Below are 23,102 nucleotides of genomic sequence, written 5' to 3'. Positions count from 1 at the left end.
GTCACACCTCCAGGGCGGCCGCGCGTTCGGCCAGCCAGGTTTCCAGGGTGCCGGTGTCGAACTGCGCGGCGCGCACGCGCGGCTCCGACAGCAGCCAGCGGTGCAGCGACAGGGTGGTGGCCATGCCGCTCAGTTGGGTTTCCTCCAGGGCTCGTTCGGCGCGGAAGAAGGCTTCTTCGCGGTCCCTGCCATGGATGATGATCTTCGCCAGCAGCGAGTCGTAGTAAGGCGGCACACGGTAGCCGGGGTACAGGTGGCTATCCACCCGCACGCCGTCGCCCTGGGGCCAGCCGAGGCTCTCGACCACGCCCGGGCAGGGGAAGAAGTTGCGCGCCGGGTCCTCGGCGTTGATGCGCATTTCCAGCGCCGCGCCGTTCAGGCGAATGTCTTCCTGGCGCAGCGCCAGCGGCTCGCCGCCAGCGATGCGCAGCATGGCCTGGACCAGGTCGACACCGGTGATCATCTCGCTGACCGGGTGCTCGACCTGGATGCGGGTGTTCATCTCGATGAAGAAGAACTCGCCGCTGTGGGAATCGAACAGGTACTCCAGGGTGCCGGCGCCACGGTAGCCGAGGCTTTCGGCCAGGCGCACGGCGCTGGCGCAGAGGGCCTCGCGCTGGGCATCGTCGAGCGCCGCGGAGGGTGCTTCCTCGAAGACCTTCTGCCGGCGCCGCTGCAGCGAGCATTCGCGCTCGAACAGATGCACCACCCGCTCGCCATCGCCGAGAATCTGCACCTCGATGTGCCGCGCCTGGCGGATGAAGCGCTCCAGGTACACCGCGCCGGAGCCGAAGGCCGCCTGGGCCTCGCGCTGGGCGATGGGGAACTCGCGGCGCAGTTCCTCGGCGTCGTGGGCGATGCGGATGCCACGGCCGCCGCCACCGGCCGAAGCCTTGATCAGCAGCGGGTAGCCGACGTCCTCGGCACAGCGTAAAGCCGCCTCGATATCCTCCAACTCGCCCGGCGAGCCCGGCACCACCGGCACCCCGGCCGCCATCGCCGTGCGCCGCGCCTCGGCCTTGTCGCCCATGCGGCGGATGGTCCGCGCGTTGGGGCCGACGAAGACCAGCCCGGCAGCGGCCACCGCCTCGGCGAAGGCGGCATTCTCGGAAAGGAAGCCGTAGCCGGGGTGGATCGAGTCCGCCCCGCTGTCGCGCGCCGCCTGCAGCAGCGCCTCGGCATTCAGGTAGCTGCGATCGGCGCGGGCCGGGCCGATGATGCGCACCTCGTCGGCCTGGCGCGCGGCCAGGGAGTCGGCATCCGCCTCGCTGCACACCGCGACCGTGGGAATCCCCAGCGCCCGCGCGGCACGGATGATGCGCACGGCGATCTCGCCGCGGTTGGCCACCAGCAGTTTCTTCAGCATGGTCGTGCCCTCACGCGTCGCCGTCGATGGTCGCCAGGTCCTGGCCGGGCTCGATCGGCTCGCCATCCTCGACCAGGAAGGCGTTCAGGGTGCCGGCGCATTCGGCCTGCACCTCGGAGAACTGCTTCATCACCTCCACCAGGCCGATCACGCTGCCCGGCTCGACACGCTGGCCGACCTCGGCGTAGTTGGGCGCATCCGGGCTCGGCCTGCGGTAGAAGGTGCCCGGCAAGGGCGACTGCACATGATGTTCGGCCATGACTGTTCCTCATTGTTCGAATGTGTGGATGGCAGATGCAGTGATGGGGAGTGGCGCTCAGCGCGGCGCCTCGATGCGGATGCCGGCGCCCAGCAGGGCGGCGCGGGTGGCCTCGACCAGCGCCAGGGCGCCGGGGGTGTCGCTGTGGATGCAGATGGAGTCGAAGGCGATGGCGATGTCCCCGCCGTCCACCGTACGTACCTTGCCTTCCTGGCAGGCGCGCAGGACCTTGGCGGCCACCTCCCGGGGGTCGAGGGCGCGCACCCGGCGGATGAAGACGATGGAGCCGCTGCGGTCGTAGTCGCGGTCGGCGTAGAACTCGCGCACCACCGGCTGGCCGAGCGCCTGGGCAGCGCGCCAGGTAGCCGAGCCGTCCATGCAGAACAGCGCCAGCTGCGGGTCGAGGCGCTGCAGGGTGGCGACGAACTCGTGGGCCGCCTCTTCGTCGCGGGCCAGGTGCATGTAGAGCGCGCCGTGGGGCTTGATGTGCTGCAGGCTAGCGCCCTGCAGGCGGGCGAACTCACGCAGCGCGCCGAGCTGGTAGAGCATGTCGTTGACCAGCTCGGTGGCCGGCGCGTTCACATGCCGCCGACCGAAGCCGACCAAGTCGCGGAAGCCGGGGTGCGCGCCGATGCCCACGCCATGTTCCAGGGCCAGCTCGACGGTGCGGCGCATGATGTTCGGGTCGCCGGCATGGAAGCCCGTGGCGATGTTGGCGCTGCTGATCAGCGGCATGATCGCCGCGTCCACGCCATCGCCGATGGTCCAGGGGCCGAAGCCCTCGCCCATGTCGGAATTGAGATCGACTGTCCGCATCGCCGCAGGCCCCTGTATGCGTTGTTGTTGAGGTCGTTGGGGTGACCTTAAGTCGCAGGGGTGGCATTGGGTAGATTTATTATCCGATACAGTAGATTCTGAAAAACAGATACCTCTCGGAGCACGGCCCCATGGCTTTCACCCTGCGCCAGGTGCGCTATTTCGTGGCCACCGCCGAAGTCGGGCAGATTTCCCAGGCGGCGCTGAACCTGCACATCTCGCAGTCGGCCGTGACCAGCGCCATCCAGGAACTGGAGAGCCTGCTGGGCGCCGCGCTGTTCACCCGCACGGCCCAGGGCATGACCCTCACCGACAACGGCCGGCATTTCCTCAACCACGCCTATTCCATCCTGCGCAGCGTCGAGGACGCCCTGAACAGCCCGCTGCCGGACACCCACCTCAGCGGCAGCCTGAACGTGGCGGCCAGCTACACCGTGATGGGCTACTTCCTGCCGCACCACCTGCAACGCCTGGCGCAGTGGTACCCGGACCTGAGCCTGCACCTGCACGAGCAGGAACGGGTGGACATCGAGCGCGGCCTGCTCGAAGGACGCTACGACATGGCCGTGGTGCTCACCGGCAACCTCACCGAGCCGCAGATAACCGCGGAGACGCTGTTCAGCTCCACCCGCCGCCTCTGGCTGCCGCTGCGCCACCCGCTGGCCGAGCGCACGGCCGTGGGCCTGGCCGACGTGGCCAGCGAGCCGTACATCATGCTGACCGTCGACGAGGCGGGCGAATCCTCCATGCGCTACTGGCAGCACAGCGGCCAGCAGCCACGGGTGATCCTGCGCACAAGCTCGGTGGAGGCGGTGCGCAGCATGGTCGCCAACGGCTCCGGCGTGGCCATCCTCTCCGACCTCGTCTACCGTCCCTGGTCGCTGGAAGGCAAACGCATCGAGACGCTCACCCTGGTCGACGCGGTGCCTTCGATGAGCGTCGGCCTGGCCTGGCACCGCGACCGCGAGTTCACCCCGGCGATGAAGGCGTTCCGCGAATACTTCCGGCAGTCCTTCCTGGCCCCGCAGCTGAGCAGCACACGGCGCTGAACCCGGCGGCCCCTGCGCCACTCCAATGAACGGAACAATCGGGAACCGCTACGGACATGGAAACAGAAGGCACTTTCGACTGGCTCGGCCAGACACTCGGCAAGGCGATCCGCTTCGTCGTCGACCTCCTTTCCGGCCTGCTGGGCGCCATCTGGGCGGCCATGGACCAGTTCCTCCACGGCCTGGCCCGGGCCATCGGAATGGACGTGTCGATCTTCAGCTTCGTCCTACTCTTCCTCGGCCTGTTGCTGCTCTACAGTGGCATCCGCGCCTTCGTCCGGCGCTCCTTCTTCGGCGGCATCCTGCTCACCGTGCTCGGCCTGATCGTGATGAGCTGGCTGATCCACTGAGCGTCCGCCGGGGCTTCACCCGGAGGACGCCACCCTGCTCACCTTCGATCGCCTGCGCGCCCTCCTCGTTCCGCGTCCGGACTGCCTGTTCTGCGGCGGCCCGGCCGACACCGGCCTGGCGTTGTGCGCCGGCTGCGACGCCGACCTGCCCTGGCTGGGCAGTCACTGCAACACCTGCGCCCTGCCGCTGCCGGAACACGGCCTGACCTGCGGCGAATGCCTGCGCCGGCCGCCGCCCTTCGACCAGGTCCTGGCGCCCTGGCGCTACGCCTTCCCGGTGGACGGCGCCATCACCCGCTTCAAGCACCAAGCCGACCGCCCCCTGGGCCGGCTGCTCGGCCAGTTGCTGGGGCGCCACCTGCGCCACGCCTTCGCCGAGGGGTTGCCGCTGCCCGACCTGCTCCTGCCGGTGCCCCTGGCTCCGCGTCGGCAGCGCCAGCGCGGCTTCAACCAGGCCGAGTTGCTGGCCCGGCGCCTGGCCGCAGACCTTGGCCTGCCCTGTCGCCAGCCGCTGCGCCGGGTGCGCGACACCCCAGCGCAGCAGGGCCTGGACAAGGCCGAGCGAAAGCGCAACCTGCGCCAGGCCTTCGCCCTGGACGACGGCGCGGCCCTGCGCGGCCTGCGCCTGGCGCTGGTGGACGACGTACTGACCACTGGCGCCACCGCCGCGGCCCTGGCGCAGCTGCTGCGGCGTGCCGGCGCCGCGCGGGTGGACGTCTATTGCCTGGCCCGCACGCCGAAGCCGGGCTGACCCCGCCGTAGGCAGCCGACGGATTCCACTTGCCTTTTGCCCGCGCAGCTACCAGCCTCGCCCTATCGCGAACACAACAACGAAAACGATGACCAGCCTCAGCCTCCTCACCCAGCACGTCACCCGCCGCCCGCAACGCATCGCCCTGCTCGCGCAGATCGCCGCGCTGGGCTCCATCACCCAGGCCGCCAAGGCCGCCGGCATGAGCTACAAGACCGCCTGGGATGCGGTGGACGAGCTGAACAACCTCGCCGAGCGCCCGCTGGTGGAACGCAGCGTCGGCGGCAAGGGCGGCGGCGGCGCGCGCCTGACGCCGGCCGGCGAACGCCTGCTGGCGCTGTACCAGCGTCTGGAGGAACTGCGCGAGCGCATGCTCGAAAGCATCGAGGAAGACGGCGAGGACCTGGAGCTGATCGGCCGCCTGATGCTGCGCACCAGCGCGCGCAACCAATTGCACGGGCGCGTCTGCAGCATCGAGCCGGCGGGCCTGAACGACCGGATCGGCGTCGACCTGCCCGGCGGCGCGCGCATCCAGGCGCGCATCACCCGCGAAAGCACCGAGAAGCTGGAGCTGCGCGAGGGCCTGCCGGTGATCGCGCTGATGAAGGCCGGCTGGCTCTACGTCGACCTGCCGCAGATCGAATGCCCGGCCGGGCTCAACGCCCTGGAAGGGCGGGTCGAGGACATCCGCGAGGCCGGCGACGGCCCCAGCGAAGTGCGCATCCAGTTGCCCGGCGGGCAGATGCTCTGCGCCCTGGTGGACCAGGAACGCATCGACATCCTGCGCCTGGTCCCCGGCAGCCGGGTGCGCACGCAATTCTCCCCGGCCCAGGTGATCCTCGGCACGCCGGTCTGAGCGAAGCCTGCCTTGAGTCAAGGGCCGGCGCCGGCCGTGGGGTTCCAATAGGCCATCCCACTGCCGGAGCCCCCCGCCCATGCGCCGCTTCCTGATCCCCCTGCTGCTGACATGCAGCGCCCTGCTGCCGTCGCTCGGCCAGGCCACCCCCGACGTCCTGCGCGTAGCCAGCGGCCACCAGCCGATGGCGGCGCTGGAGGCGCTGGCCGACCAGTACCAGTTGCAGACCGGCAACAAGGTCCTGCTGATCGAGGGCGACAGCGCCGAGCTGGCCCGCGACATCGGCCAGGGCATGGCCTTCGACCTGTTCTTCGCCGACGACGGCGCCCACAGCGTGCAGGTGCTGCACACCCGGGGCCGCGGCGAAGCGCCGCTGCCCTATGCCTGCGCCCCGCACGCGCAGTATTACGTGGTACTGGTGGAAGGCCCGCGGCGCGAGTTGGCGGAGCGTTTCTTCAGCTACCTGAAGGCGCATCCCGAGGCGTTGGCAAAGGCCGGCTTCCGGTTCAGCGCCTGCGGCAACTGACGCCGTAGGAGCGAGCTTGCTCGCGAACCGACTCCGCTGCGGGGCCCGTTCGCGAGCAAGCTCGCTCCTACGAGAAGCCAGGCCCGCAGGAGAACCCCAACGTAGGATGGCGTTGAGCGAAGCGATACCCATCGTTTTGTCCCCCAGGCGTAATGGCGCAGGGGCCAGCAATCCCGTGGCGGTGTGCGTAGACTAGGGGCCTGTTCACTGCCCTGGATCGCCGCCATGTCCCATCCCTTCTCCGCCCTCACGCCCGACCTGGTCCTCGACGCGGTGGAAAGCCTGGGCTACCTCAGCGACGCCCGGGTGCTGGCGCTCAACAGCTACGAGAACCGCGTCTACCAGGCGGGCATCGAGGACAGCGAGCCGCTGGTGGCCAAGTTCTACCGCCCCGGGCGCTGGAGCGACGCGGCCATCCGCGAGGAACACGCCTTCTCCGCCGAGCTGGCCGAATGCGAGGTGCCGGTGGTGGCGCCGCTGGTGCGCGACGGCGAAAGCCTGTTCGAGTTCGCCGGCTTCCGCTTCGCCCTGTTCCCCCGCCGCGGCGGCCGCGCGCCGGAACCGGGCAACCTGGACCAGTTGTACCGCCTCGGCCAGCTGCTCGGCCGCCTGCACGCGGTGGGCGCCATCCGCCCCTTCCAGCACCGCGAGCAACTGACTGTGGATAACTTCGGCCATGAATCCCTGGCCACCCTGCTGGAAGGCAACTTCGTGCCCAAGAGCCTGCTGCCGGCCTACGAATCGGTGGCCCGCGACCTGCTCAAGCGCCTGGACGCCCTGTTCGCCGACAACCGCTACACCTCCATCCGCCTGCACGGCGACCTGCACCCGGGCAACCTGCTGTGCCGCGACGAGGTCTACCACATGGTCGACCTCGACGACTGCCGCATGGGCCCGGCGGTGCAGGACCTGTGGATGATGCTGGCCGGCGAGCGCCAGGAGCGCCTGCTGCAGCTCTCCGAGCTTATCGATGGCTACCAGGAATTCCACGACTTCGACCCGCGCCAGCTGCCGCTGATCGAGGGCCTGCGCGCCCTGCGCCTGATGCACTACAGCGCCTGGCTGGCGCGGCGCTGGGACGACCCGGCATTCCCGCCGAGCTTCCCCTGGTTCGGCAGCGAGCGCTACTGGGGCGAGCAGGTGCTGGTGCTGCGCGAGCAGCTGGCGGCGCTGGACGAAGAGCCGCTGCGGTTGTTCTGAGCCATCCCATCGTGCCCATGCAGTAGCGCGCCCTGCGCGCGATTTCGCGGGCAGGGCCCGCTCCTACAGGTGCGGGAGAAACGCCGTGCCTCACGGAGCGCATAGGGGCACGGAATCGAGCGAGCAGGCCTGCGGCCCCCTCACCCTAACCCTCTCCCGAAGGGAGAGGGGACCGTTCGGAGTACATGGGTGTTTCGGCGTTAGCCGGCTAGCACGGGGATCGCCGGCTGAAACCAGGCCTCCTCTCGGCACGGACTAGCTCCCTCTCCCTCCGGGAGAGGGCTGGGGTGAGGGGAAAGCCCGAGCGCCGATGCCATTCCCTGTAGGAGCGCGCCCTGCGCGCGAAATCGCGGGCAGGGCCCGCTTACGCTGTTTTCTGGGTTATTCCCCTTCGGGCCAGCGCAAGCGCTGGCCCGAAGGGGAATAACCCAATAGACGGTTGCTCCTACGGTTTGGCCGAAGCGTAACGTCCGCGTTACGGCCAATTCCCCGCGCCGCCCGGCGGCGGAAACTGAACGCACAGACAACATCGGCCGCGCCCCCTAGAATGGCGCGGCCTCTCTTTTCTTCTGCCGCAAGGACGTCCGATGGCCACCGCCAATCCCCGCCGGGGCTATGCCCTGGGCCTGACCGCCTATGTCATCTGGGGACTCTTCCCGGTCTACTTCAAACTGCTGGAACGCATTCCCGCCCTGGAAATCATCACCCACCGGGCCATCTGGTCGGCGCTGTTCGGCGCCGCCCTGCTGCTGGTGTGGAAACACCCCGGCTGGTGGCGCGAGCTGCTGGACAACCCGCGGCGCCTGGCCGTGCTCGGCGCCAGCGGGGTGCTGATCGCCAGCAACTGGCTGGTCTACGTCTGGGCGGTGAACAACGGGCACATGCTCGAAGCCAGCCTGGGCTACTACATCAACCCGCTGATCAACGTTCTGCTCGGCCTGGTGGTGCTGCGCGAGCGCCTGCGCCCGCTGCAATGGGTGGCCGTGGGCCTGGCGGCCCTGGGCGTGGCCCAGCAGGTCTGGCAGCTGGGCAGCCTGCCCTGGGTGTCGCTGGTGCTGGCGCTGACCTTCGGCTTCTACGGGCTGATCCGCAAGCAGGCGCCGGTGGACGCCCTGCCCGGCCTGGTGGTGGAAACCTGGATGCTGCTGCCGCTGGCCCTGGGCTGGCTGCTGCTGTTCGCCGACGGCCCCAGCGCCCACCTGGCCTTCTGGACCACTCCGCAGGCGCTCTGGCTGGCCGCCGCCGGCCCCATCACCCTGGTGCCGCTGGTGTGCTTCAACGCCGCCGCCCGCCACCTGCCCTACGCGACCCTGGGCTTCCTGCAGTACATCGCGCCGACCCTGGTGCTGCTGCAGGCCGTCCTGCTGTTCGGCGAACACCTGGACTCCACCCGCCTGGTGGCCTTCGGCTGCATCTGGCTGGCGCTGGTGGTGTACAGCGTGGACATCTGGTACCGCCTGCGGCGCGCCTGATCATTTCCTGAGCGACCAGCTGCAGGCCCCGACGGGCAGGGCCTGCAGCCAGGTATCCGAAACTTTTCCACAGCTTCATCCAGCGTTGCCGGGGATAACCCCACAACGCCGCCGCACGACCGGAACACCCTAACGGCGGCGAGAATGGCTGCTCAGAACTCGTACAAACGCCTGCAGGGCTCGAAGATAAAGGCCTCTGGCGATCTACCCAGGGGTTTTCCACAGGGCTTTCCCGGGTTTCTGTGCAGGGCTGCGACGGCCCTGGCGCATTTTTGATCACTTCCCGCAAACCCAGCGTCCACGCCACCTGTAGCCAGGCATACAGCAGTTGCCCACAGCGCGACCCACGGTTTTTGTGCAAAGACGTGGATAAATCGCCGCCCATGCAACCCGCCCCATGCACGGATCATTTTCTGACCGATCCGCCAAAGTCCTCGTACTGCTTGGCTTACAGCCATCCATCCACAGCCCACCAACAGGACAACCCACGGTAATTGTGGGCAATGCCGGGCAGGCTGTTCACAGCCGAGCGTTGCGCTCTAAAGCACTGCCTGGCGGGCCTCGCAGCGCTTCACGCACATTTCCTCAACAGACTTATGCACAGGCTGGAGGCCTTTCACCTGTGCGTCAGTCCTCCTTGTGGAAATTCAGATCCACCATGAGATCGTCGGCCAGGTCCTCCAGGTGCTGCTGCAACTGCTCCAGCGGCAACGTCAGCGGCACCGCCAGCACCGCGTCGGCGTGGAACAGCGGTTCGCCGCTCATGGGCGCCGGCAGCACCTCGGTGGTCAGCCGCTCCAGGTTGACGCCGTGCTCGGCCAGCAGGCGGGTGATGTCGCGGACGATGCCCGGGCGGTCGTTGCCCACCAGGTCGAGGTGGATCGGCTTCCAGTTGCAGGAGGGCTCGATGCCGCTGTCAGCCAGCAGCACGCGGATGCCGTGGTCGCCCAGTTCCTGCAGGCCTTCCACCAGTTCGTCGTAGCCTTCGGCCGGCACCGCCACCCGCAGGATCCCGGCGAACTGCCCGGCCATGCGCGACATGCGGCTCTCCAGCCAGTTGCCGCCGTGGCCGGCGATGCATTGGGCGATGCGTTCCACCAGCCCCGGCTGGTCCTGGGCGATGATGGTGAGCACGAGATGATTCATGGCAGCCTCCAGAGTCGATGCGTCAGCCCCGGGCCTGGCCCAGGTCCAGCCAGTAGGTGTAGAAACGTTCGTCCCGCTGGTAGCCCAGGCGCTCGTACAGGCCCTGGGCGTTGCGGTTGTCCTTCGCCGTTTCCAGCTGCAGGCCGCAGGCGCCGCTGGCCTCGGCGTGGGCGCGGGCGGCGTTCATCAGCGCCTCGCCATAGCCGTCGCGGCGCGCCGCGGGGATCACGTAGAGGTCGCTGAGCAGCCAGGCCGGGCGCAGTGCCAGGGAGGCGAAGAAGGGGTACAACTGGACGAAGCCCAGGCCCACGCCGTCGATGCTGCGCGCCAGGTAGATCACCGATTCGCCGCGCTCCAGGCGCTGGCCGAGGAAGTCGCGGATGTCCGCCGGGGGCGCCGGCACTTCGTAGAAGTCCAGGTAGCCGGCGAACAGCGGTACCAGGTCGTCGAGGTCGGCAAGGGTGGCGCGGGCGATGGGCATGGTGATCCTCCGAGGCTGAAGCCTGAGTATAGGCTGCGACGCGGAGCCAGCTGCGACGGGGCGTCGCAGGTCTCTCGCCGAATAAATCGTGTACTGTTTTCAGATTTATCTGGAACAATCCACCAATTCTTTGCGAACATTATTGCTGCTACGTGACTGAGATGCGTTCTTTGGTCTAACCGCGACGCCAGCCCACTGATTTTTCCCACGGCATCATGTAGTATTCCGCGGCTCGGACTACAAGGCGTCTTGCCTGGGTTCCGAGCTGGTCCTGAGCAGAGTGAGGCAAGCAATGACTGAACGCGTTCAAGTCGGTGGCCTGCAGGTCGCCAAAGTCCTGTTCGACTTCGTCAACGACGAAGCCATCCCCGGTACCGGCGTAGACGCCGGCAAGTTCTGGGCAGGTGTAGAGGCCGTGGTCAACGACCTGGCCCCGAAGAACAAGGCCCTGCTCGCCAAGCGCGACGAGCTGCAGGCCAAGATCGATGGCTGGCACCAGGCGCGCGCCGGCCAGGCCCATGACGCCGCGGCCTACAAGGCCTTCCTCCAGGAAATCGGCTACCTGCTGCCCGAAGCCGAAGACTTCCAAGCCAGCACCCAGAACGTCGACGAAGAAATCGCCCACATGGCCGGCCCGCAGCTGGTGGTGCCGGTGATGAACGCGCGCTTCGCCCTGAACGCCTCCAACGCCCGCTGGGGCTCGCTGTACGACGCGCTCTACGGCACCGACGCTATCAGCGAAGAGAACGGCGCCGAGAAGGGCAAGGGCTATAACAAGGTCCGCGGCGACAAGGTCATCGCCTTCGCCCGCGCCTTCCTCGACGAAGCCGCGCCGCTGGAGTCCGGCAGCCATGTCGACGCCACCGCCTACACCGTGAACAACGGCGAGCTGGTCGTCGCCCTGAAGAACGGCAGCCAGAGCGGCCTGAAGAACGCCGCCCAGTTCATCGCCTTCCAGGGCGAAGCGGCCAAGCCGCAAGCCGTGCTGCTCAAGCACAACGGCCTGCACTTCGAGATCCAGATCGACCCCACCAGCCCCATCGGCCAGACCGACGCCGCCGGCGTGAAGGACGTGCTGATGGAGGCCGCGCTGACCACCATCATGGACTGCGAGGACTCGGTCGCCGCGGTCGACGCCGACGACAAGGTGGTGATCTACCGCAACTGGCTGGGCCTGATGAAGGGCGACCTCGCCGAAGAAGTCAGCAAGGGCGGCACCACCTTCACCCGCACCATGAACCCGGACCGCGTCTACACCAAGGCCGACGGTTCCGAGCTGAGCCTGCACGGCCGCTCGCTGCTGTTCGTGCGCAACGTCGGCCACCTGATGACCAACGACGCCATTCTCGACAAGAACGGCAACGAGGTTCCCGAGGGCATCCAGGACGGCCTGTTCACCAGCCTGATCGCGGTGCACAACCTCAACGGCAACACCACCCGCAAGAACACCCGCACCGGCAGCGTGTACATCGTCAAGCCGAAGATGCACGGCCCGGAAGAAGTCGCCTTCACCAACGAGCTGTTCGGCCGCGTCGAGGACGTGCTGGGCCTGCCGCGCAACACCCTGAAGGTCGGCATCATGGACGAGGAGCGCCGCACCACCATCAACCTCAAGGCCTGCATCAAGGAAGCCCGCGAGCGCGTGGTGTTCATCAACACCGGCTTCCTCGACCGCACCGGTGACGAAATCCACACCTCCATGGAAGCCGGCGCCGTGGTGCGCAAGGGCGCCATGAAGAGCGAGAAGTGGATCGGCGCCTACGAGAACAACAACGTCGACGTCGGCCTGGCCACCGGCCTGCAGGGCAAGGCGCAGATCGGCAAGGGCATGTGGGCCATGCCCGACCTGATGGCCGCCATGCTCGAGCAGAAGATCGCCCACCCGCTGGCCGGCGCCAACACCGCCTGGGTGCCCTCGCCCACCGCCGCCACCCTGCATGCCCTGCACTATCACAAGGTCGACGTGTTCGCCCGCCAGGCCGAACTGGCCAAGCGCGCGCCGGCCTCGGTCGACGACATCCTGAGCATTCCGCTGGCGCCCAACACCAACTGGAGCGCGGAAGAGATCAAGAACGAGATCGACAACAACGCCCAGGGCATCCTCGGCTACGTGGTGCGCTGGATCGACCAGGGCGTCGGCTGCTCCAAGGTGCCGGATATCAACGACGTCGGCCTGATGGAAGACCGCGCCACCCTGCGCATCTCCAGCCAGCTGCTGGCCAACTGGCTGCGCCACGGCGTGATCACCCAGGAGCAGGTGGTCGAGAGCCTCAAGCGCATGGCCGCGGTGGTCGACCGGCAAAACGCCAACGACCCGCTGTACCGCCCGATGGCGCCGGACTTCGACGACAACGTGGCCTTCCAGGCCGCGCTGGAACTGGTGGTCGAAGGCACCAGGCAGCCCAACGGCTACACCGAGCCGGTGCTGCACCGCCGTCGTCGCGAATTCAAGGCGAAAAACGGCCTCTGATTCGCGCCTGCGTAAGCTGAAAAACCGCCCTTCGGGGCGGTTTTTTCATTTCCGGCCCGCCTTTTTCCCGAAAACCGACAGGCGCCGATTGCGCTGGCTGGTTGCACTTTGCGATCATTTGCGAATAGTTATCGTTTTGTCGTTCATTCCGAATCGGGGTGGGGGAGCAAAGGTGTCGGCAGTCCAGACTGGCAATGGCGAATTCGTAGGCGCGCTCTACCGCGACCACCGCGACTGGCTGCTCGCCTGGCTCAATCGCAGCGTCGGCTGCCCGCAGCGCGCCGAGGACCTCGGCCAGGACACCTTCGTGCGCATCCTCGGCCGCCGCGAGCTGCCCAGCCTGCGCGAGCCGCGGGCCTTCCTGGTGACCGTGGCCAAGGGCCTGCTGGTCGACCACTGGCGCCGCCAGGCGCTGGAGCAGGCCTACCTGGAAGAGCTGCTCTTGCTGCCGGAGGCCGAACAGCCCTCGGTGGAGCAGCAGTTCCTCATCCTCGCCGACCTGCGCGAGATCGACCGCCTGCTGGGCAAGCTGTCCAACCGCGCGCGCAGCGCCTTCCTGCTCAACCGCCTGGACGGCCTGGGCCACGCCGAGATCGCCGAGCGCCTGGGCGTGTCGGTGCCGCGGGTGCGCCAGTACATCGCCCAGGGCCTGCGCCAGTGCTACACGGCCCTGTACGGCGAGCCGACATGAAGGGCCCTGTCTCGCTGAGCATCCTCGACGAGGCCATCGCCTGGCAGTTGCGCCTGGGTTCGGGCGAGGCCCATGCCGAGGACGAAGCCGCCTTCGCCCACTGGCATGCCGCCCACAGCGAACACGCCCGCGCCTGGCACCAACTGGGTATGCTCGACCGCAACCTGGGCGCGGCCGCCGCCCCCGCGGCGCGCAGCGCCTTGCTGCGCGCGCCGGGCGAATCGCGGCGCAAGCTGCGCCGGCTGGCCGGCACCGGCTTGTCGCTGCTGCTGGCCGGGGTGCTCGCGCTGGGCGTGGGCAACCGCTACCTGCCGCTGCGCTATGCCCTGGCCGACGTGGTCACCGGCACCGGCGAGCTGCGCGAACTGCGCCTGCCCGACGACACCCTGGTGCAGCTCGACAGCCGCACCGCCCTGGACATTCGTTTCGACGACCGCGAGCGGCGCATCGTCCTGCTCAGCGGCGAAATCATGGTGCAGACCGCCCACGGCGACAGCCGCCCGTTCATCGTCGAAACCCGCGACGGCCGCCTGCGCGCCCTCGGCACCCGCTTCCTGGTGGAACGCCAGGCCGACGGCACCCTGCTCAGCGTGCTGCAGTCGGCAGTGGCGGCCAAACCCGAACGGGGCCGCGACGAAACCGTCATCCCCCAGGGCCGCCACGTGTTGCTGCGCGCCGACGGCCTGGGCCCGCTGGAGGCCAACAGCGCCACCGCCGACGCCTGGACCCACGGCATGCTGGTGGCCGACAACACGCGCCTGGCCGACCTGCTGGCGCAGCTCGGCCGCTACCGCAGCGGCTACCTGGGCCTGGACCCGGCGCTGGCCGACCTGCGCATCAGCGGCAGCTTCTCCCTGCGCGACACCGACCTGGCCCTGGATTCGCTGCCACCGAGCCTGCCGGTGCGCATCGAGCGGCACGGCGGTTGGTGGACGAAGGTGGTACCGCGCGGCTGAGCCCCTGCCAGCCGCACGAAACGCTCTTCGTAAAAACGCTCCTACGAAAGCCAGAGCGTCATACGCCGTAGCGCCATCCGAAATTTTTTTCGCGCAGCCCTATCACTTTCCGATTGTCGTCCGGCAATGAGGCGAACGAGACATATTCACACCCAGGAGTGAATCCCCGATGCCGTCCCCCACCATGGCCTTCCGCCCGCACCTGCTGGCCGCCGCCATTCTGCTCGCCAGCCCGCTGGCTTCCGTCGCCGCCGATGTCGCGCGCGACTACCAACTGCCCGCCGCCCCGCTGGCCAGCACCCTCAACCGCATCGCCGCGCAAGCCGGCATCAGCCTGAGCATCGACCCGGCCCTGGCCAACGGCCGCAGCGCCCATGCCGTGCAGGGCCGCTTCGACGGCCTCGGCGCGCTCCGCCAGGCGCTGGAAGGCACCGGCCTGGAGCTGGTGGAGAACGCATCCGGCAGCTACAGCGTGCGCCCACTGCCCAAGGACACCCTGGCCATGGGCGCCACCACCGTGAGCGCCGTGCAGGAAGACCCGGACGGCCCGGCCGTGGGCTACCTCGCCACCCGCACCCGCGCCGGCACCAAGACCGACAGCTCGATCCTCGAGACGCCCAAGTCGATCTCCGTGGCCACCCGCGAGCAGATGCAGGACCGCAACGTGCAGAACCTCGACGACGCCGTGCGCTACATGCCCGGCGTGATCGCCAGCAGCTACGGCAGCGACACCCGCGCCGAATGGCTGAAGGTGCGCGGCTTCGAACCGACCCAGTTCCTCGACGGCCTGCCCCTGCCCAAGGGCTCCTACACCATGCCCAAGCTGGAAACCTGGGACCTGGAGCGCGTCGCCCTGCTGCGCGGCCCGGCCTCCTCGCTGTACGGCCAGACCCCGCCCGGCGGCCTGCTGGACATGGTCAGCCGCCGCCCGCAGGAAGAAAGCAGCCATGAAGTGCAGCTGCAGGTCGGCAGCTACGAGCACAAGCAGATTTCCTTCGACAGCACCGGCAAGATCGACGACCAGGGCAAGATGCTCTACCGCGTCAGCGGCGTGGTGCGCGACAGCAACACCCAGGTCGAGCACGTCGACAGCAAGCGCTACAACATCGCGCCCAGCGTGACCTGGAACTTCGACGAAGACACCCGCCTGACCTTCCTCTCGCAGTTCAACCGCGACGATACCGGCATCACCAGCCAGTTCCTGCCGCTGCAGGGCACCAAGCTGTCGACCCCGGCCGGCAAGGTGAAGTACCACGAGAACCTGGGCGACCCGGACTGGGAGTTCTACGACAAGACGTACTACGCCCTGGGTTACGCCTTCGAGCACCGCATCAACGATGTCTGGCAGTTCCGCCAGAACCTGCGTTACACCAAGAGCGACCTGTCGTTCCAGGGCATCACCGCCGGCGGCTGGGCCACCGCGGTGAGCGACGACGGCACCGTGGCGCGCGGCGCCAACGTGGTCAACGAAGACATCAGCCAGTTCGCCATCGACAACAACTTCCAGGCCGACTTCGCCACCGGCCCGGTCAAGCACACCCTGCTGCTGGGCCTCGACCACCAGCGCGCCAACACCAACTACCAGTGGCTGTACGGCAGCGCGCCGAGCAGCAACATCAAGCAGCCGATCTACGGCCAGGATTTCAGCAACGTCAGCTACACCGCGTACAACGACTACAACCAGAAGATGCGCGACACCGGCCTCTACGCCCAGGATCAGATGTCTCTGGACAACTGGCGCCTGACCCTCGGCGGCCGCCATGACTGGGCCCACACCGGCTCGAAGTTCTACAACGCCGGCGGCGCCACCGACACCCGCCGCGACAGCCAGTTCAGCGGCAACGCGGCGCTCAGCTACGTGTTCGACAACGGCCTGGCGCCCTACATCTCCTACGCCGAGTCGTTCCAGACCGAGGCCGGCGGCAACAACGGCATGGCCTTCGAACCGAGCACCGGCAAGCAGTACGAACTGGGCATCAAGTACCAGCCGCCCGGCCGCGACCTGCTGCTCAGCGCCGCCGTCTACGACCTGAAGCGGCAGAACATCGTGCTCTCCGACTCCCTGGGCCGCAGCAACCCGGTGGGCGAGGCGCAGGTGCGCGGCCTCGAACTGGAAGCCGTCGGCAACGTCACCGACAACCTCAAGGTGACCGCCGCCTACACCTACTCCAACAGCAAGATGACCAAGGTCGCCGACCCGCTGGACAAGAACCGTCCGCTGCCGCTGACGCCGGAGAACCAGGCCTCGCTGTGGGCCGACTACACCTGGCACGAAGGCCTGCTCGACGGCTTCGGCATCGGCTTCGGCACCCGCTACGTGGGCGAGACCGACAACATCGCCATCGGCAGCATGGCCTACGTGCGCGACAAGTCGGACGGCCACACTGGCTCCTACACCCTGTACGACGCCGCGGTGCGCTATGACCTCGGCCGCCTGGACAACAGCCTGAAAGGGCTGAGCGTGGCGGTGAACGCGAACAACGTCTTCGACAAGGAATACATCTCCACCTGCGACGGCTTCTACTGCTACTACGGCGACCGTCGCAACGTGGTCGCCAGCCTCGACTACAAGTTCTGACCTCCGGCCGCCACGGCGGCCACCCCACACGGCGCGTTCCCCGCGCGCCGTTCGCCTCCCGGCGCGTGGCGCGCTACAGTGCGCCTTCCAACGGCCACGCCCGGGAGCACCCCAATGCCGCAAAGCCCGCGACTCCTGCCCACCCTGCTCGGCCTGCTCGGCCTGCTGCTGAGCTGCGCCGCCCACGCCGCCGACCCGCAGTACTACCCCCTGACCAAGGGCGCCGCGCCCCAGGCCGTGGCCATGCTCGACGATGGCCGGCTGTGGTACGTCGCCGAGGGCAACGGCTCGCTGGGCCGCTTCGACCCGCAAAGCGGGCAGGACGAGCAGGTCAGCCTGGGCAAGGGCTCGGTGCCGCGCGCCGTGCTGGCCGGCCCGGATGGCGAAGCCTGGGTCGCCGACAGCGGCCTCAACGCCCTGGTCCGCGTCGACCCGGACCGCCTCGGCAGCGAAGTCGTGCCACTGCCCAAGGAGGCCGCCGACGCCGGCCTGGACAGCCTGGTGTTCGATGACGATCACGACATCTGGTTCACCGGCGAGAAGGGCTTCTACGGCCGCATCGACCCCGCCACGCGCAAGCTCGAAGTCTGGGCTACGCCCGGCGGCAAGAGTGCCCAGGGCCTGGCGGTGACGCCCGACGGCCAGCTCTGGTACGCCTCCGCCGACGACGACAGCATCAACCGCATCGACCCCCTCGGCCAGGCCGTCACCCGCTTCCCGCTGCCCGAACAGGGTGGCCGGCCGCAGCAACTGGGCGCCGACTCCATCGGCCGGCTGTGGGTGAGCGAGGCCGGCAGCGGCCGGCTCGGCCGCTTCGACCCCAGCGACGGCAAGTGGAAGAGCTGGCGCCTGCCGGGCGACCACCCGCAGCCCGGCGCGCTCTACGTCGATGCCATGGACCGCGTGTGGCTCAGCGACCTCGGCGACGACGCCGTGCTGCGCTTCGACCCGCAGAGCGAGAAATTCACCGCCTACCCCAGCGACCAGGCCGAGGCCCGCGTCAGCCAGCTCAGCGGCCGCCCCGGCGAGGTCTGGGGCGCCGACGCCGGCAGCGACCGCCTGCTGGTCATCCGCGAGTAACCAGGAGATGCCATGAGCCTCACACTCACCCTGTTCCACGCCCCCGCCTCGCCCTTCGTGCGCAAGGTCATGGTGCTGCTGCACGAGACCGGCCAGCTCGACAAGGTGCGCCTGCAGGCCGCCAACCTCAGCCCGGTGAGCCCGGACAACGGTGTCAACGCCTGCAACCCGGCGGGCAAGATCCCCTGCCTGCGCCTGGCCGACGGCCAGGCCCTGTACGACAGCCGGGTGATAGTCGAATACCTCGACCAGCAGCACGCCGGCGCACCACTGATCCCCCGCGAAGGCCCGCAACGCTGGCAGCGCCTGACCCTCGCCGCACTGGCCGACGCCATCATGGACGCCGCCGTGATCAGCCGCTACGAAACCTTCGTGCGCCCCGAGGAGAAGCGCTGGGACGGCTGGCTGCAAGGTCAGCAGCAGAAGATCGAACGCGCACTCGCGCACTTCGAGGGCGAGGCCTTCGCAGCGCTGAACGAGCGCTTCGACATCGCCGCCATCGGCCTGGCCTGCGCCCTCGGCTACCTCGACTTCCGCCGCCCCGACTGGGCCTGGCGCGAGCAGTACCCGAAGCTCGCGGCCTGGTACGCCGAGGCCGCCCAGCGCCCGTCCCTGCAAGCCACGCAGCCGGCCTGACAGCCCGGCGCTGGCGCGTTAACCGTAGGGCGTATAACCGTTCGCGGTTATACGCCGTCGCCCCGAACGCCATGGCCAAACGTCGGCGCCCGATGCGCATGCCGCCGTTCGCGAGCAAGCTCGCTCCTACGAAGAGCGGCGCCCCATTCCGTGACTGGATGACAGGCGGGAAGAGGCATTTGTAGGAGCGAGCTTGCTCGCGAACCCCTCCCCGCGCGCCCGCAGCACCAGCACCGCGATCTGCCGCGCCAAGCGCCGCCCGGCCCGGCGCTCCTCGCGCAACCCGCGCCAGGCGCTCATCGCCGTGCGCCCCAGTAGTACAGCGGCAGCGCCAGCAGCAAGCCGAGCTGGGCGAAGCCCGCGCACAGTTCCAGGAAGGAACGCACATGGGGATTGTTCGCCGCGTCCCGGGCGCCGGTGAGGCCATCCCAGAAATCCGCCGGCGGCAGGTGCAGCGCCAGCCAGGCCAGCGGCTTGCCGCTGGCGGCGAGCCAGGCGATCAGCTCGAAGTGGCCCACGAACATCAGCAGCGGCAGGGCCATCACGCTCAGCAGCAGGCCGCCGGCCAGGCACAGGGTGAAACGCGTCAGCAGGTGCATGGCAGCCTCCTTCAGCCTTCGTGGCTCACTTCGTCCAGGGAGAAGCTCGGCTCGTCCGCGCGCCGGCCGACGCCGTACCAGTCCAGCCGGCGGGTCAGCGCCATCACCCCGGCGAGCACCGCGAACAGCAGCAGCGAGCCCATCAGCAGCGCATAGTCCTCGGCCCGCAACAGGCCGTAGAGCATGGCGTAGAGCGCGCCCAGTCCGGCGCCGAAGGCACAGCCACGCACCACGCTGCGCAGCACCGTGCACAGGTAGAAGCCGATCAGCGCCACGCAGGCGCCGGCGGAGGCCAGGTAGGCGCGCTCGAAGCCGACGTGCTCGGCCAGCGACAGCAGCAGCAGGTAGAACAGCGCCAGGGCCAGGCCGACCAGGGCGTACTGCACCGGGTGCAGGGCCAGGCCCTTGAGCACCTCGAAGAGGAAGAAGCCGGCGAAGGTCAGGCCGATGAACAGCAGGGCGTACTTCAGCGCGCGGTCGGCCTTGAGGTACTGGTCCACCGGGTCCACCAGGCTGACGCCGAAACCGCGCGAGTCGAAGGTGTCGCAGCCCTTGCCGGCGAAGCAGTTCTGCAGCGCCTCTTCCATGCTGCTGGCGAAGAAGCTGGTGCGCCAGCGCGCGCTGAAGCCGTCGGCGCCGATGCTGCGCTCCACCGGCAGGAACTCGCCGCCGAAGCTGGGGTGCGGCCAGTCGGCCTTGAGGTTGACCTGGCTGTCGCGGCCGACCGGGGTGATGTCCAGCCGCGAGCTGCCCAGCAGGGCCAGCTCGAAGGCGTAGTCGAAGCGCTGCTCGGCGGCGCTGGCCTCCAGCGGCAGCGGCGCGTGCACGCCCTCGCCCAGGCGCTGCGAGCGGCTGCCCGGGGCGAAGTCCAGGGTGCGGCCGTCGAGGCTCAGCTTGAGGGCGTTCTGGATGCCGCGCACGTCGCTGATGCCCACCGCCAGGAACGGCTGCTCGAAGCGGTAGCTGGCCAGGTCGTCGCCCACGCCGTAGTGCGCCGGTACCACGAAGCTGCCGCTGACGCGGCTTTCCAGGTGGAACAGGCGCGCCTCGTAGATGCCGCGGTGGCGCAGCTCGGTGGTCATCTGGCCATCGACCAGGAAGGTCTCCGGCAGGAAGTACAGGTGCCCGCGCTTCTCCCGCTGCACCTGCACGCGGGTGCCGCTGCGTTCGTCGCGCTCCCACTCCAGCACCTGGCGCACGTAGGGCACCACCAGCAGCGGCCCGCGCAGGCGCTGGGCGTAGGCGGAGCTGCGGGCGATGTCCTGCAGCACGCCGTCACGGTAGGCCTGCCGCTCGCCGACCAGGCCGTCGATCATCAGCAGGGGGACCAGTAGCAGGAGCATGAGCACGGCGATGGCGCCGAGCTTGAAGAGCAGGGGGCGGTTCATGGGGACTCTCCGGGGGGATTGGGGTGGTGGAGAGTCTGGGTCGGTACTGTGGGGGATTTGTGGTGGGGGGATGGGGAGATTGTGGGGATTGTGTGGAGGCTGGCTTTGGTGTGGTGGGTGGGCGCCTTTCCCTCTCCCTAACCCTCGGCTGCGCGCCCCGCCCTGAAGGGAGAGGGAACCGTTCGGAGTGTTTGGATGCTCTGGAGTTCGCCGGATGCTGTGACGCCCGACTGAAGCCTTGCTTTCAGCCGGCACGGACAAGCCCCCTCTCCCTTCAGGGAGAGGGCTGGGGAGAGGGGCTCTCAGGCTCTTCCCTTGTCAGCCCCCGGCAACTCCAGCCAAGCCTCCACCCCACCCTCGACATTCCCCACGCCCAACCTTCCACCATGCAACCCCGCCACCTCGGCAACGAAGTTCAACCCCAGCCCCGTGCTCTTGCGCCCCGTCCCCGGCCGCGGCAAGGAGTAGAACCGCTCCGTCAGCCGCTCCAGCGCATAGCCCGGAATCACCGGTCCCTCGTTGAACACCCCCAGCCGCCAGCGCCCATCCTCGCGCAGCGCACCGAAGCGAATCACCCCACCAACCGGCGTGAAATCCAGCGCATTGTCCAACAGGTTGCCCAACGCCTGGCGCAACAGGAAACGCTCCCCCGTCACCACTGCCTCCGCCGGCACCGCGTTCTCCACCCGCAAACCTGCCAGCCGCGCCAGGTTGGCCTGCAACAGCTCCGCCACCAACTCACGCAGCGACACCGGCTCGCTATCCTCAAGCCCCTGCCGCTGCTCCACCTGGGCCAGGTTCAGCAGGCGCTCCACCAGTTGCTGCAAACGCTGGCTCTCGCCGGCAATGTTGTCGACGAAGCGCCTGCGCTGCTCCGCCGGCATCTCGCCTTCCAACAGTTCGGCGGCGCCACGAATGGCCGCCAGCGGGCTCTTCAGCTCGTGGGTCAGGGTGTGCACGTAGCGCTCGACGTAGGCCTTGCCCTCCAGTTGTACGCGCATGCGCTCCACCGCCTCGGCCAGTTGCGCCATCTCGCCGCCGCGGTAGCGCGGCAGTTCGGCGCGGCGGCCCTCGCTGACCGCCTGGGCGTAGCGGGTAAGCTTGCGCAGGGCGCCGCTCAGCCACCAGGAGAGCAGCCCGCCAACCAGCAGGCCGAGCACGATCAGGCCGCCGCCGAGCCAGGCCAGGCGCCGTTGCGAACGCTCGATGTAGGGCTGCAGGGTGCGGTTGGGCTTGGAGACGGAGACCACGCCGATGATCTTCTCGCCATCCTTGATCGGCGCCGCCACGTACATCACCGAGGAGTCCGGGTCGTCCGCCGATTCGCGGCTGGAGCGCGCGCCGTACTTGCCCTGCAAGGTCAGGTAGACGTCGTTCCAGCGCGAGTAGTCCTGGCCCACCGCCTCGCCCGCCGAATCCAGCAGGACGATGCCGCGGGCGTCGGTGACGTAGATGCGGTGGTTCACCGCGTTCTTGCGCACGCCCCAGATGTCCGCCTGCGGGCTGCGCGCGCCATAGGCCTTGAGCAGTTCCGGTAACTGGCTGTGGACCAGGGTGCCGTTCTTCAGGTCGTCGCGCAGGATCTCGGCCAGCAGGTTCGCGGTGTCCACCAGGGTTTCCTCGGTGGACTGGCGCACCCCGGGGCGGATCTCCTCCATCACCGTGCTCAGCACGAAGTAGCCGGTCAGCCCGACGAACAGGAAGTACGCCAGGAAGATCCGCACGCCCAGCGGCATCAGGCCTTCTCCGCCGCGTAGCTGTAGCCCAGGCCGCGGTGCGTCTGGATCGGTTCGGCGTCCGCGGCCACCTGGCGCAGCTTGGCGCGCAGGCTCTTGATGTGGCTGTCGATGTTGCGCTCGTAGCCGGCCTGGGCCGCCACGCCCAGGGCCTGCAGCAGCAGCTCGCGGCTGAACACCCGGCCCGGGCGCGCCAGCAGCGCCTGGAGCAGGCGGAATTCGTGGAGGGTGAGGTTCAGCGCCTGGCCGCGGTAGTGGATCAGGCAGCGCTCCTCGTCCACCCGGAAGGGCCCGGCCGGGGCCGCCTCGGCGCTGGCCCGGGGCGGGCCGCGACGGAGGATGGCCTTGACCCGCGCGGCCAGCTCGCGTGGGCTGAAGGGCTTGACCACGTAGTCGTCGGCGCCGATCTCCAGGCCCACCACGCGGTCGATCTCGGCGTCGCGGGCGGTGAGGAAGATCACCGGCACCTCGGAGAAGCGGCGCAGCTGGCGGCAGGCCTCGAAGCCGCTGATGTCGGGCAGGCCGACGTCGAGGACGACCAGGTCGAAGGCCTCCTCGCGCAGGCGCTGCAGGGCCTCGCCGGCCAGGCTCAGCCAGGTGGTGGCGAAGCCTTCGGCCTGCAGGGCGTAGAGCAGGGTGTCGGCGATGGCGGCTTCGTCTTCGACGATGAGGATGTGCGGCATGGCTTCCGTGCGC

22 protein-coding genes are annotated in these 23,102 nt (G+C 68.7%); 13 read left to right on the top strand and 9 right to left on the bottom strand.

Going from position 1 to position 23,102, the window contains the following annotated elements; all coding sequences use genetic code 11:
• Window position 1: 1 nt before the first annotated feature.
• Genes ACTWJ5_RS03040 through ACTWJ5_RS03030 form a run of 3 tightly spaced genes read right to left on the bottom strand, consistent with a single transcriptional unit; the run spans window position 2 to window position 2,441 of the window.
• On the bottom strand, window positions 2-1,366 hold the full coding sequence (locus ACTWJ5_RS03040; protein ID WP_444437450.1) for an acetyl-CoA carboxylase biotin carboxylase subunit: 1,365 nt from the start codon (window positions 1,364-1,366) through the stop codon (window positions 2-4).
• Between the two features lie 10 nt (window positions 1,367-1,376).
• Window positions 1,377-1,625 (bottom strand): acetyl-CoA carboxylase, encoded by a 249-nt coding sequence (locus ACTWJ5_RS03035; protein ID WP_444437449.1) that lies wholly within the window; start codon window positions 1,623-1,625, stop codon window positions 1,377-1,379.
• Window positions 1,626-1,682: 57 nt separating this feature from the next.
• Window positions 1,683-2,441 carry a 5-oxoprolinase subunit PxpA gene (locus tag ACTWJ5_RS03030; RefSeq protein ID WP_444437448.1) on the bottom strand — a complete coding sequence of 253 codons (759 nt, stop codon included), beginning with the start codon at window positions 2,439-2,441 and terminating at the stop codon, window positions 1,683-1,685.
• A gap of 131 nt (window positions 2,442-2,572) precedes the next feature.
• Between ACTWJ5_RS03030 and ACTWJ5_RS03025 the strand changes: the two genes are divergently transcribed.
• The 7 genes from ACTWJ5_RS03025 to rarD all read left to right on the top strand — a co-directional run bounded on the left by ACTWJ5_RS03025 (window position 2,573) and on the right by rarD (window position 8,645).
• Window positions 2,573-3,490, top strand: coding sequence for a LysR family transcriptional regulator (locus tag ACTWJ5_RS03025; RefSeq protein WP_253391627.1), 918 nt, complete (start codon window positions 2,573-2,575; stop codon window positions 3,488-3,490).
• A gap of 56 nt (window positions 3,491-3,546) precedes the next feature.
• On the top strand, window positions 3,547-3,840 hold the full coding sequence (locus ACTWJ5_RS03020; protein ID WP_009615487.1) for a hypothetical protein: 294 nt from the start codon (window positions 3,547-3,549) through the stop codon (window positions 3,838-3,840).
• Window positions 3,841-3,874: 34 nt separating this feature from the next.
• Window positions 3,875-4,591, top strand: a complete 717-nt coding sequence (locus tag ACTWJ5_RS03015) for a ComF family protein (protein ID WP_444439519.1) — start codon at window positions 3,875-3,877, stop codon at window positions 4,589-4,591.
• A gap of 88 nt (window positions 4,592-4,679) precedes the next feature.
• The gene (locus ACTWJ5_RS03010; RefSeq protein ID WP_444437447.1) at window positions 4,680-5,447 is read left to right on the top strand and encodes a TOBE domain-containing protein; all 768 of its coding nucleotides are present in this window, start codon (window positions 4,680-4,682) and stop codon (window positions 5,445-5,447) included.
• Window positions 5,448-5,526: 79 nt separating this feature from the next.
• A complete protein-coding gene (locus tag ACTWJ5_RS03005; protein ID WP_256514040.1) occupies window positions 5,527-5,973 on the top strand; it encodes a substrate-binding domain-containing protein in 447 nt (148 codons plus the stop codon).
• 225 nt (window positions 5,974-6,198) lie between these two features.
• A complete protein-coding gene (locus ACTWJ5_RS03000) occupies window positions 6,199-7,173 on the top strand; it encodes a serine/threonine protein kinase (RefSeq protein WP_444437446.1) in 975 nt (324 codons plus the stop codon).
• Between the two features lie 587 nt (window positions 7,174-7,760).
• The gene (rarD, locus tag ACTWJ5_RS02995; protein ID WP_074984122.1) at window positions 7,761-8,645 is read left to right on the top strand and encodes an EamA family transporter RarD; all 885 of its coding nucleotides are present in this window, start codon (window positions 7,761-7,763) and stop codon (window positions 8,643-8,645) included.
• 627 nt (window positions 8,646-9,272) lie between these two features.
• Here rarD and ACTWJ5_RS02990 read toward each other — a convergent pair.
• Window positions 9,273-9,791, bottom strand: a complete 519-nt coding sequence (locus ACTWJ5_RS02990; RefSeq protein WP_043319174.1) for a glycine cleavage system protein R — start codon at window positions 9,789-9,791, stop codon at window positions 9,273-9,275.
• Window positions 9,792-9,813: 22 nt separating this feature from the next.
• Window positions 9,814-10,272: a GNAT family N-acetyltransferase gene (locus tag ACTWJ5_RS02985; RefSeq protein ID WP_116425480.1), complete on the bottom strand. Its 459-nt coding sequence runs from the start codon at window positions 10,270-10,272 to the stop codon at window positions 9,814-9,816.
• A gap of 292 nt (window positions 10,273-10,564) precedes the next feature.
• Between ACTWJ5_RS02985 and ACTWJ5_RS02980 the strand changes: the two genes are divergently transcribed.
• The 6 genes from ACTWJ5_RS02980 (at window position 10,565) to ACTWJ5_RS02955 (ending at window position 18,683) form a co-directional block, all read left to right on the top strand.
• The gene (locus ACTWJ5_RS02980; protein ID WP_444437445.1) at window positions 10,565-12,742 is read left to right on the top strand and encodes a malate synthase G; all 2,178 of its coding nucleotides are present in this window, start codon (window positions 10,565-10,567) and stop codon (window positions 12,740-12,742) included.
• 172 nt (window positions 12,743-12,914) lie between these two features.
• Entirely contained in the window at window positions 12,915-13,433 is a 519-nt protein-coding gene (locus ACTWJ5_RS02975) for an RNA polymerase sigma factor (RefSeq protein WP_444437444.1), read from the top strand.
• Entirely contained in the window at window positions 13,430-14,389 is a 960-nt protein-coding gene (locus tag ACTWJ5_RS02970) for a FecR family protein (RefSeq protein WP_444437443.1), read from the top strand. The genes ACTWJ5_RS02975 and ACTWJ5_RS02970 overlap by 4 nt, the downstream gene beginning before the upstream one ends.
• Before the next feature lie 169 nt (window positions 14,390-14,558).
• Window positions 14,559-16,967, top strand: coding sequence for a TonB-dependent siderophore receptor (locus ACTWJ5_RS02965; RefSeq protein ID WP_444437442.1), 2,409 nt, complete (start codon window positions 14,559-14,561; stop codon window positions 16,965-16,967).
• A gap of 114 nt (window positions 16,968-17,081) precedes the next feature.
• On the top strand, window positions 17,082-18,047 hold the full coding sequence (locus ACTWJ5_RS02960) for a Vgb family protein (protein ID WP_444437441.1): 966 nt from the start codon (window positions 17,082-17,084) through the stop codon (window positions 18,045-18,047).
• A 12-nt stretch (window positions 18,048-18,059) separates the two neighbouring features.
• Window positions 18,060-18,683, top strand: coding sequence for a glutathione S-transferase (locus ACTWJ5_RS02955; protein WP_253410887.1), 624 nt, complete (start codon window positions 18,060-18,062; stop codon window positions 18,681-18,683).
• Between the two features lie 296 nt (window positions 18,684-18,979).
• Here ACTWJ5_RS02955 and ACTWJ5_RS02950 read toward each other — a convergent pair whose 3' ends face one another.
• The 4 genes from ACTWJ5_RS02950 to creB all read right to left on the bottom strand — a co-directional run bounded on the left by ACTWJ5_RS02950 (window position 18,980) and on the right by creB (window position 23,089).
• Complete coding sequence (locus ACTWJ5_RS02950; protein WP_009615462.1) at window positions 18,980-19,282, bottom strand: hypothetical protein; 303 nt, start codon at window positions 19,280-19,282, stop codon at window positions 18,980-18,982.
• A gap of 11 nt (window positions 19,283-19,293) precedes the next feature.
• Complete coding sequence (creD, locus tag ACTWJ5_RS02945) at window positions 19,294-20,670, bottom strand: cell envelope integrity protein CreD (protein ID WP_444437440.1); 1,377 nt, start codon at window positions 20,668-20,670, stop codon at window positions 19,294-19,296.
• A 302-nt stretch (window positions 20,671-20,972) separates the two neighbouring features.
• Complete coding sequence (gene creC / locus ACTWJ5_RS02940; RefSeq protein ID WP_116425487.1) at window positions 20,973-22,406, bottom strand: two-component system sensor histidine kinase CreC; 1,434 nt, start codon at window positions 22,404-22,406, stop codon at window positions 20,973-20,975.
• Window positions 22,406-23,089 carry a two-component system response regulator CreB gene (gene creB / locus ACTWJ5_RS02935; protein WP_249918014.1) on the bottom strand — a complete coding sequence of 228 codons (684 nt, stop codon included), beginning with the start codon at window positions 23,087-23,089 and terminating at the stop codon, window positions 22,406-22,408. Before creB ends, creC begins: the two co-directional genes overlap by 1 nt.
• Window positions 23,090-23,102 lie beyond the last annotated feature (13 nt).

The organism is Pseudomonas sp. A6, assembly GCF_052367875.1.
GTDB lineage: Bacteria > Pseudomonadota > Gammaproteobacteria > Pseudomonadales > Pseudomonadaceae > Pseudomonas > Pseudomonas citronellolis.
The sequence above is the reverse complement of the archived record's forward strand: the minus strand, read 5'-3'. Positions and strand labels throughout refer to the sequence as shown.

What these genes read in the sequence shown, in the direction of transcription:
- ACTWJ5_RS03040 (WP_444437450.1), bottom strand. Translation starts at nt 1,366, where the DNA reads ATGCTGAAGAAACTGCTGGTGGCCAACCGCGGCGAGATCGCCGTGCGC.
- ACTWJ5_RS03035 (WP_444437449.1), bottom strand. Translation starts at nt 1,625, where the DNA reads ATGGCCGAACATCATGTGCAGTCGCCCTTGCCGGGCACCTTCTACCGC.
- ACTWJ5_RS03030 (WP_444437448.1), bottom strand. Translation starts at nt 2,441, where the DNA reads ATGCGGACAGTCGATCTCAATTCCGACATGGGCGAGGGCTTCGGCCCC.
- ACTWJ5_RS03025 (WP_253391627.1), top strand. Translation starts at nt 2,573, where the DNA reads ATGGCTTTCACCCTGCGCCAGGTGCGCTATTTCGTGGCCACCGCCGAA.
- ACTWJ5_RS03020 (WP_009615487.1), top strand. Translation starts at nt 3,547, where the DNA reads ATGGAAACAGAAGGCACTTTCGACTGGCTCGGCCAGACACTCGGCAAG.
- ACTWJ5_RS03010 (WP_444437447.1), top strand. Translation starts at nt 4,680, where the DNA reads ATGACCAGCCTCAGCCTCCTCACCCAGCACGTCACCCGCCGCCCGCAA.
- ACTWJ5_RS03005 (WP_256514040.1), top strand. Translation starts at nt 5,527, where the DNA reads ATGCGCCGCTTCCTGATCCCCCTGCTGCTGACATGCAGCGCCCTGCTG.
- ACTWJ5_RS03000 (WP_444437446.1), top strand. Translation starts at nt 6,199, where the DNA reads ATGTCCCATCCCTTCTCCGCCCTCACGCCCGACCTGGTCCTCGACGCG.
- rarD (WP_074984122.1), top strand. Translation starts at nt 7,761, where the DNA reads ATGGCCACCGCCAATCCCCGCCGGGGCTATGCCCTGGGCCTGACCGCC.
- ACTWJ5_RS02990 (WP_043319174.1), bottom strand. Translation starts at nt 9,791, where the DNA reads ATGAATCATCTCGTGCTCACCATCATCGCCCAGGACCAGCCGGGGCTG.
- ACTWJ5_RS02985 (WP_116425480.1), bottom strand. Translation starts at nt 10,272, where the DNA reads ATGCCCATCGCCCGCGCCACCCTTGCCGACCTCGACGACCTGGTACCG.
- ACTWJ5_RS02980 (WP_444437445.1), top strand. Translation starts at nt 10,565, where the DNA reads ATGACTGAACGCGTTCAAGTCGGTGGCCTGCAGGTCGCCAAAGTCCTG.
- ACTWJ5_RS02970 (WP_444437443.1), top strand. Translation starts at nt 13,430, where the DNA reads ATGAAGGGCCCTGTCTCGCTGAGCATCCTCGACGAGGCCATCGCCTGG.
- ACTWJ5_RS02965 (WP_444437442.1), top strand. Translation starts at nt 14,559, where the DNA reads ATGCCGTCCCCCACCATGGCCTTCCGCCCGCACCTGCTGGCCGCCGCC.
- ACTWJ5_RS02960 (WP_444437441.1), top strand. Translation starts at nt 17,082, where the DNA reads ATGCCGCAAAGCCCGCGACTCCTGCCCACCCTGCTCGGCCTGCTCGGC.
- ACTWJ5_RS02955 (WP_253410887.1), top strand. Translation starts at nt 18,060, where the DNA reads ATGAGCCTCACACTCACCCTGTTCCACGCCCCCGCCTCGCCCTTCGTG.
- ACTWJ5_RS02950 (WP_009615462.1), bottom strand. Translation starts at nt 19,282, where the DNA reads ATGCACCTGCTGACGCGTTTCACCCTGTGCCTGGCCGGCGGCCTGCTG.
- creD (WP_444437440.1), bottom strand. Translation starts at nt 20,670, where the DNA reads ATGAACCGCCCCCTGCTCTTCAAGCTCGGCGCCATCGCCGTGCTCATG.
- creC (WP_116425487.1), bottom strand. Translation starts at nt 22,406, where the DNA reads ATGCCGCTGGGCGTGCGGATCTTCCTGGCGTACTTCCTGTTCGTCGGG.
- creB (WP_249918014.1), bottom strand. Translation starts at nt 23,089, where the DNA reads ATGCCGCACATCCTCATCGTCGAAGACGAAGCCGCCATCGCCGACACC.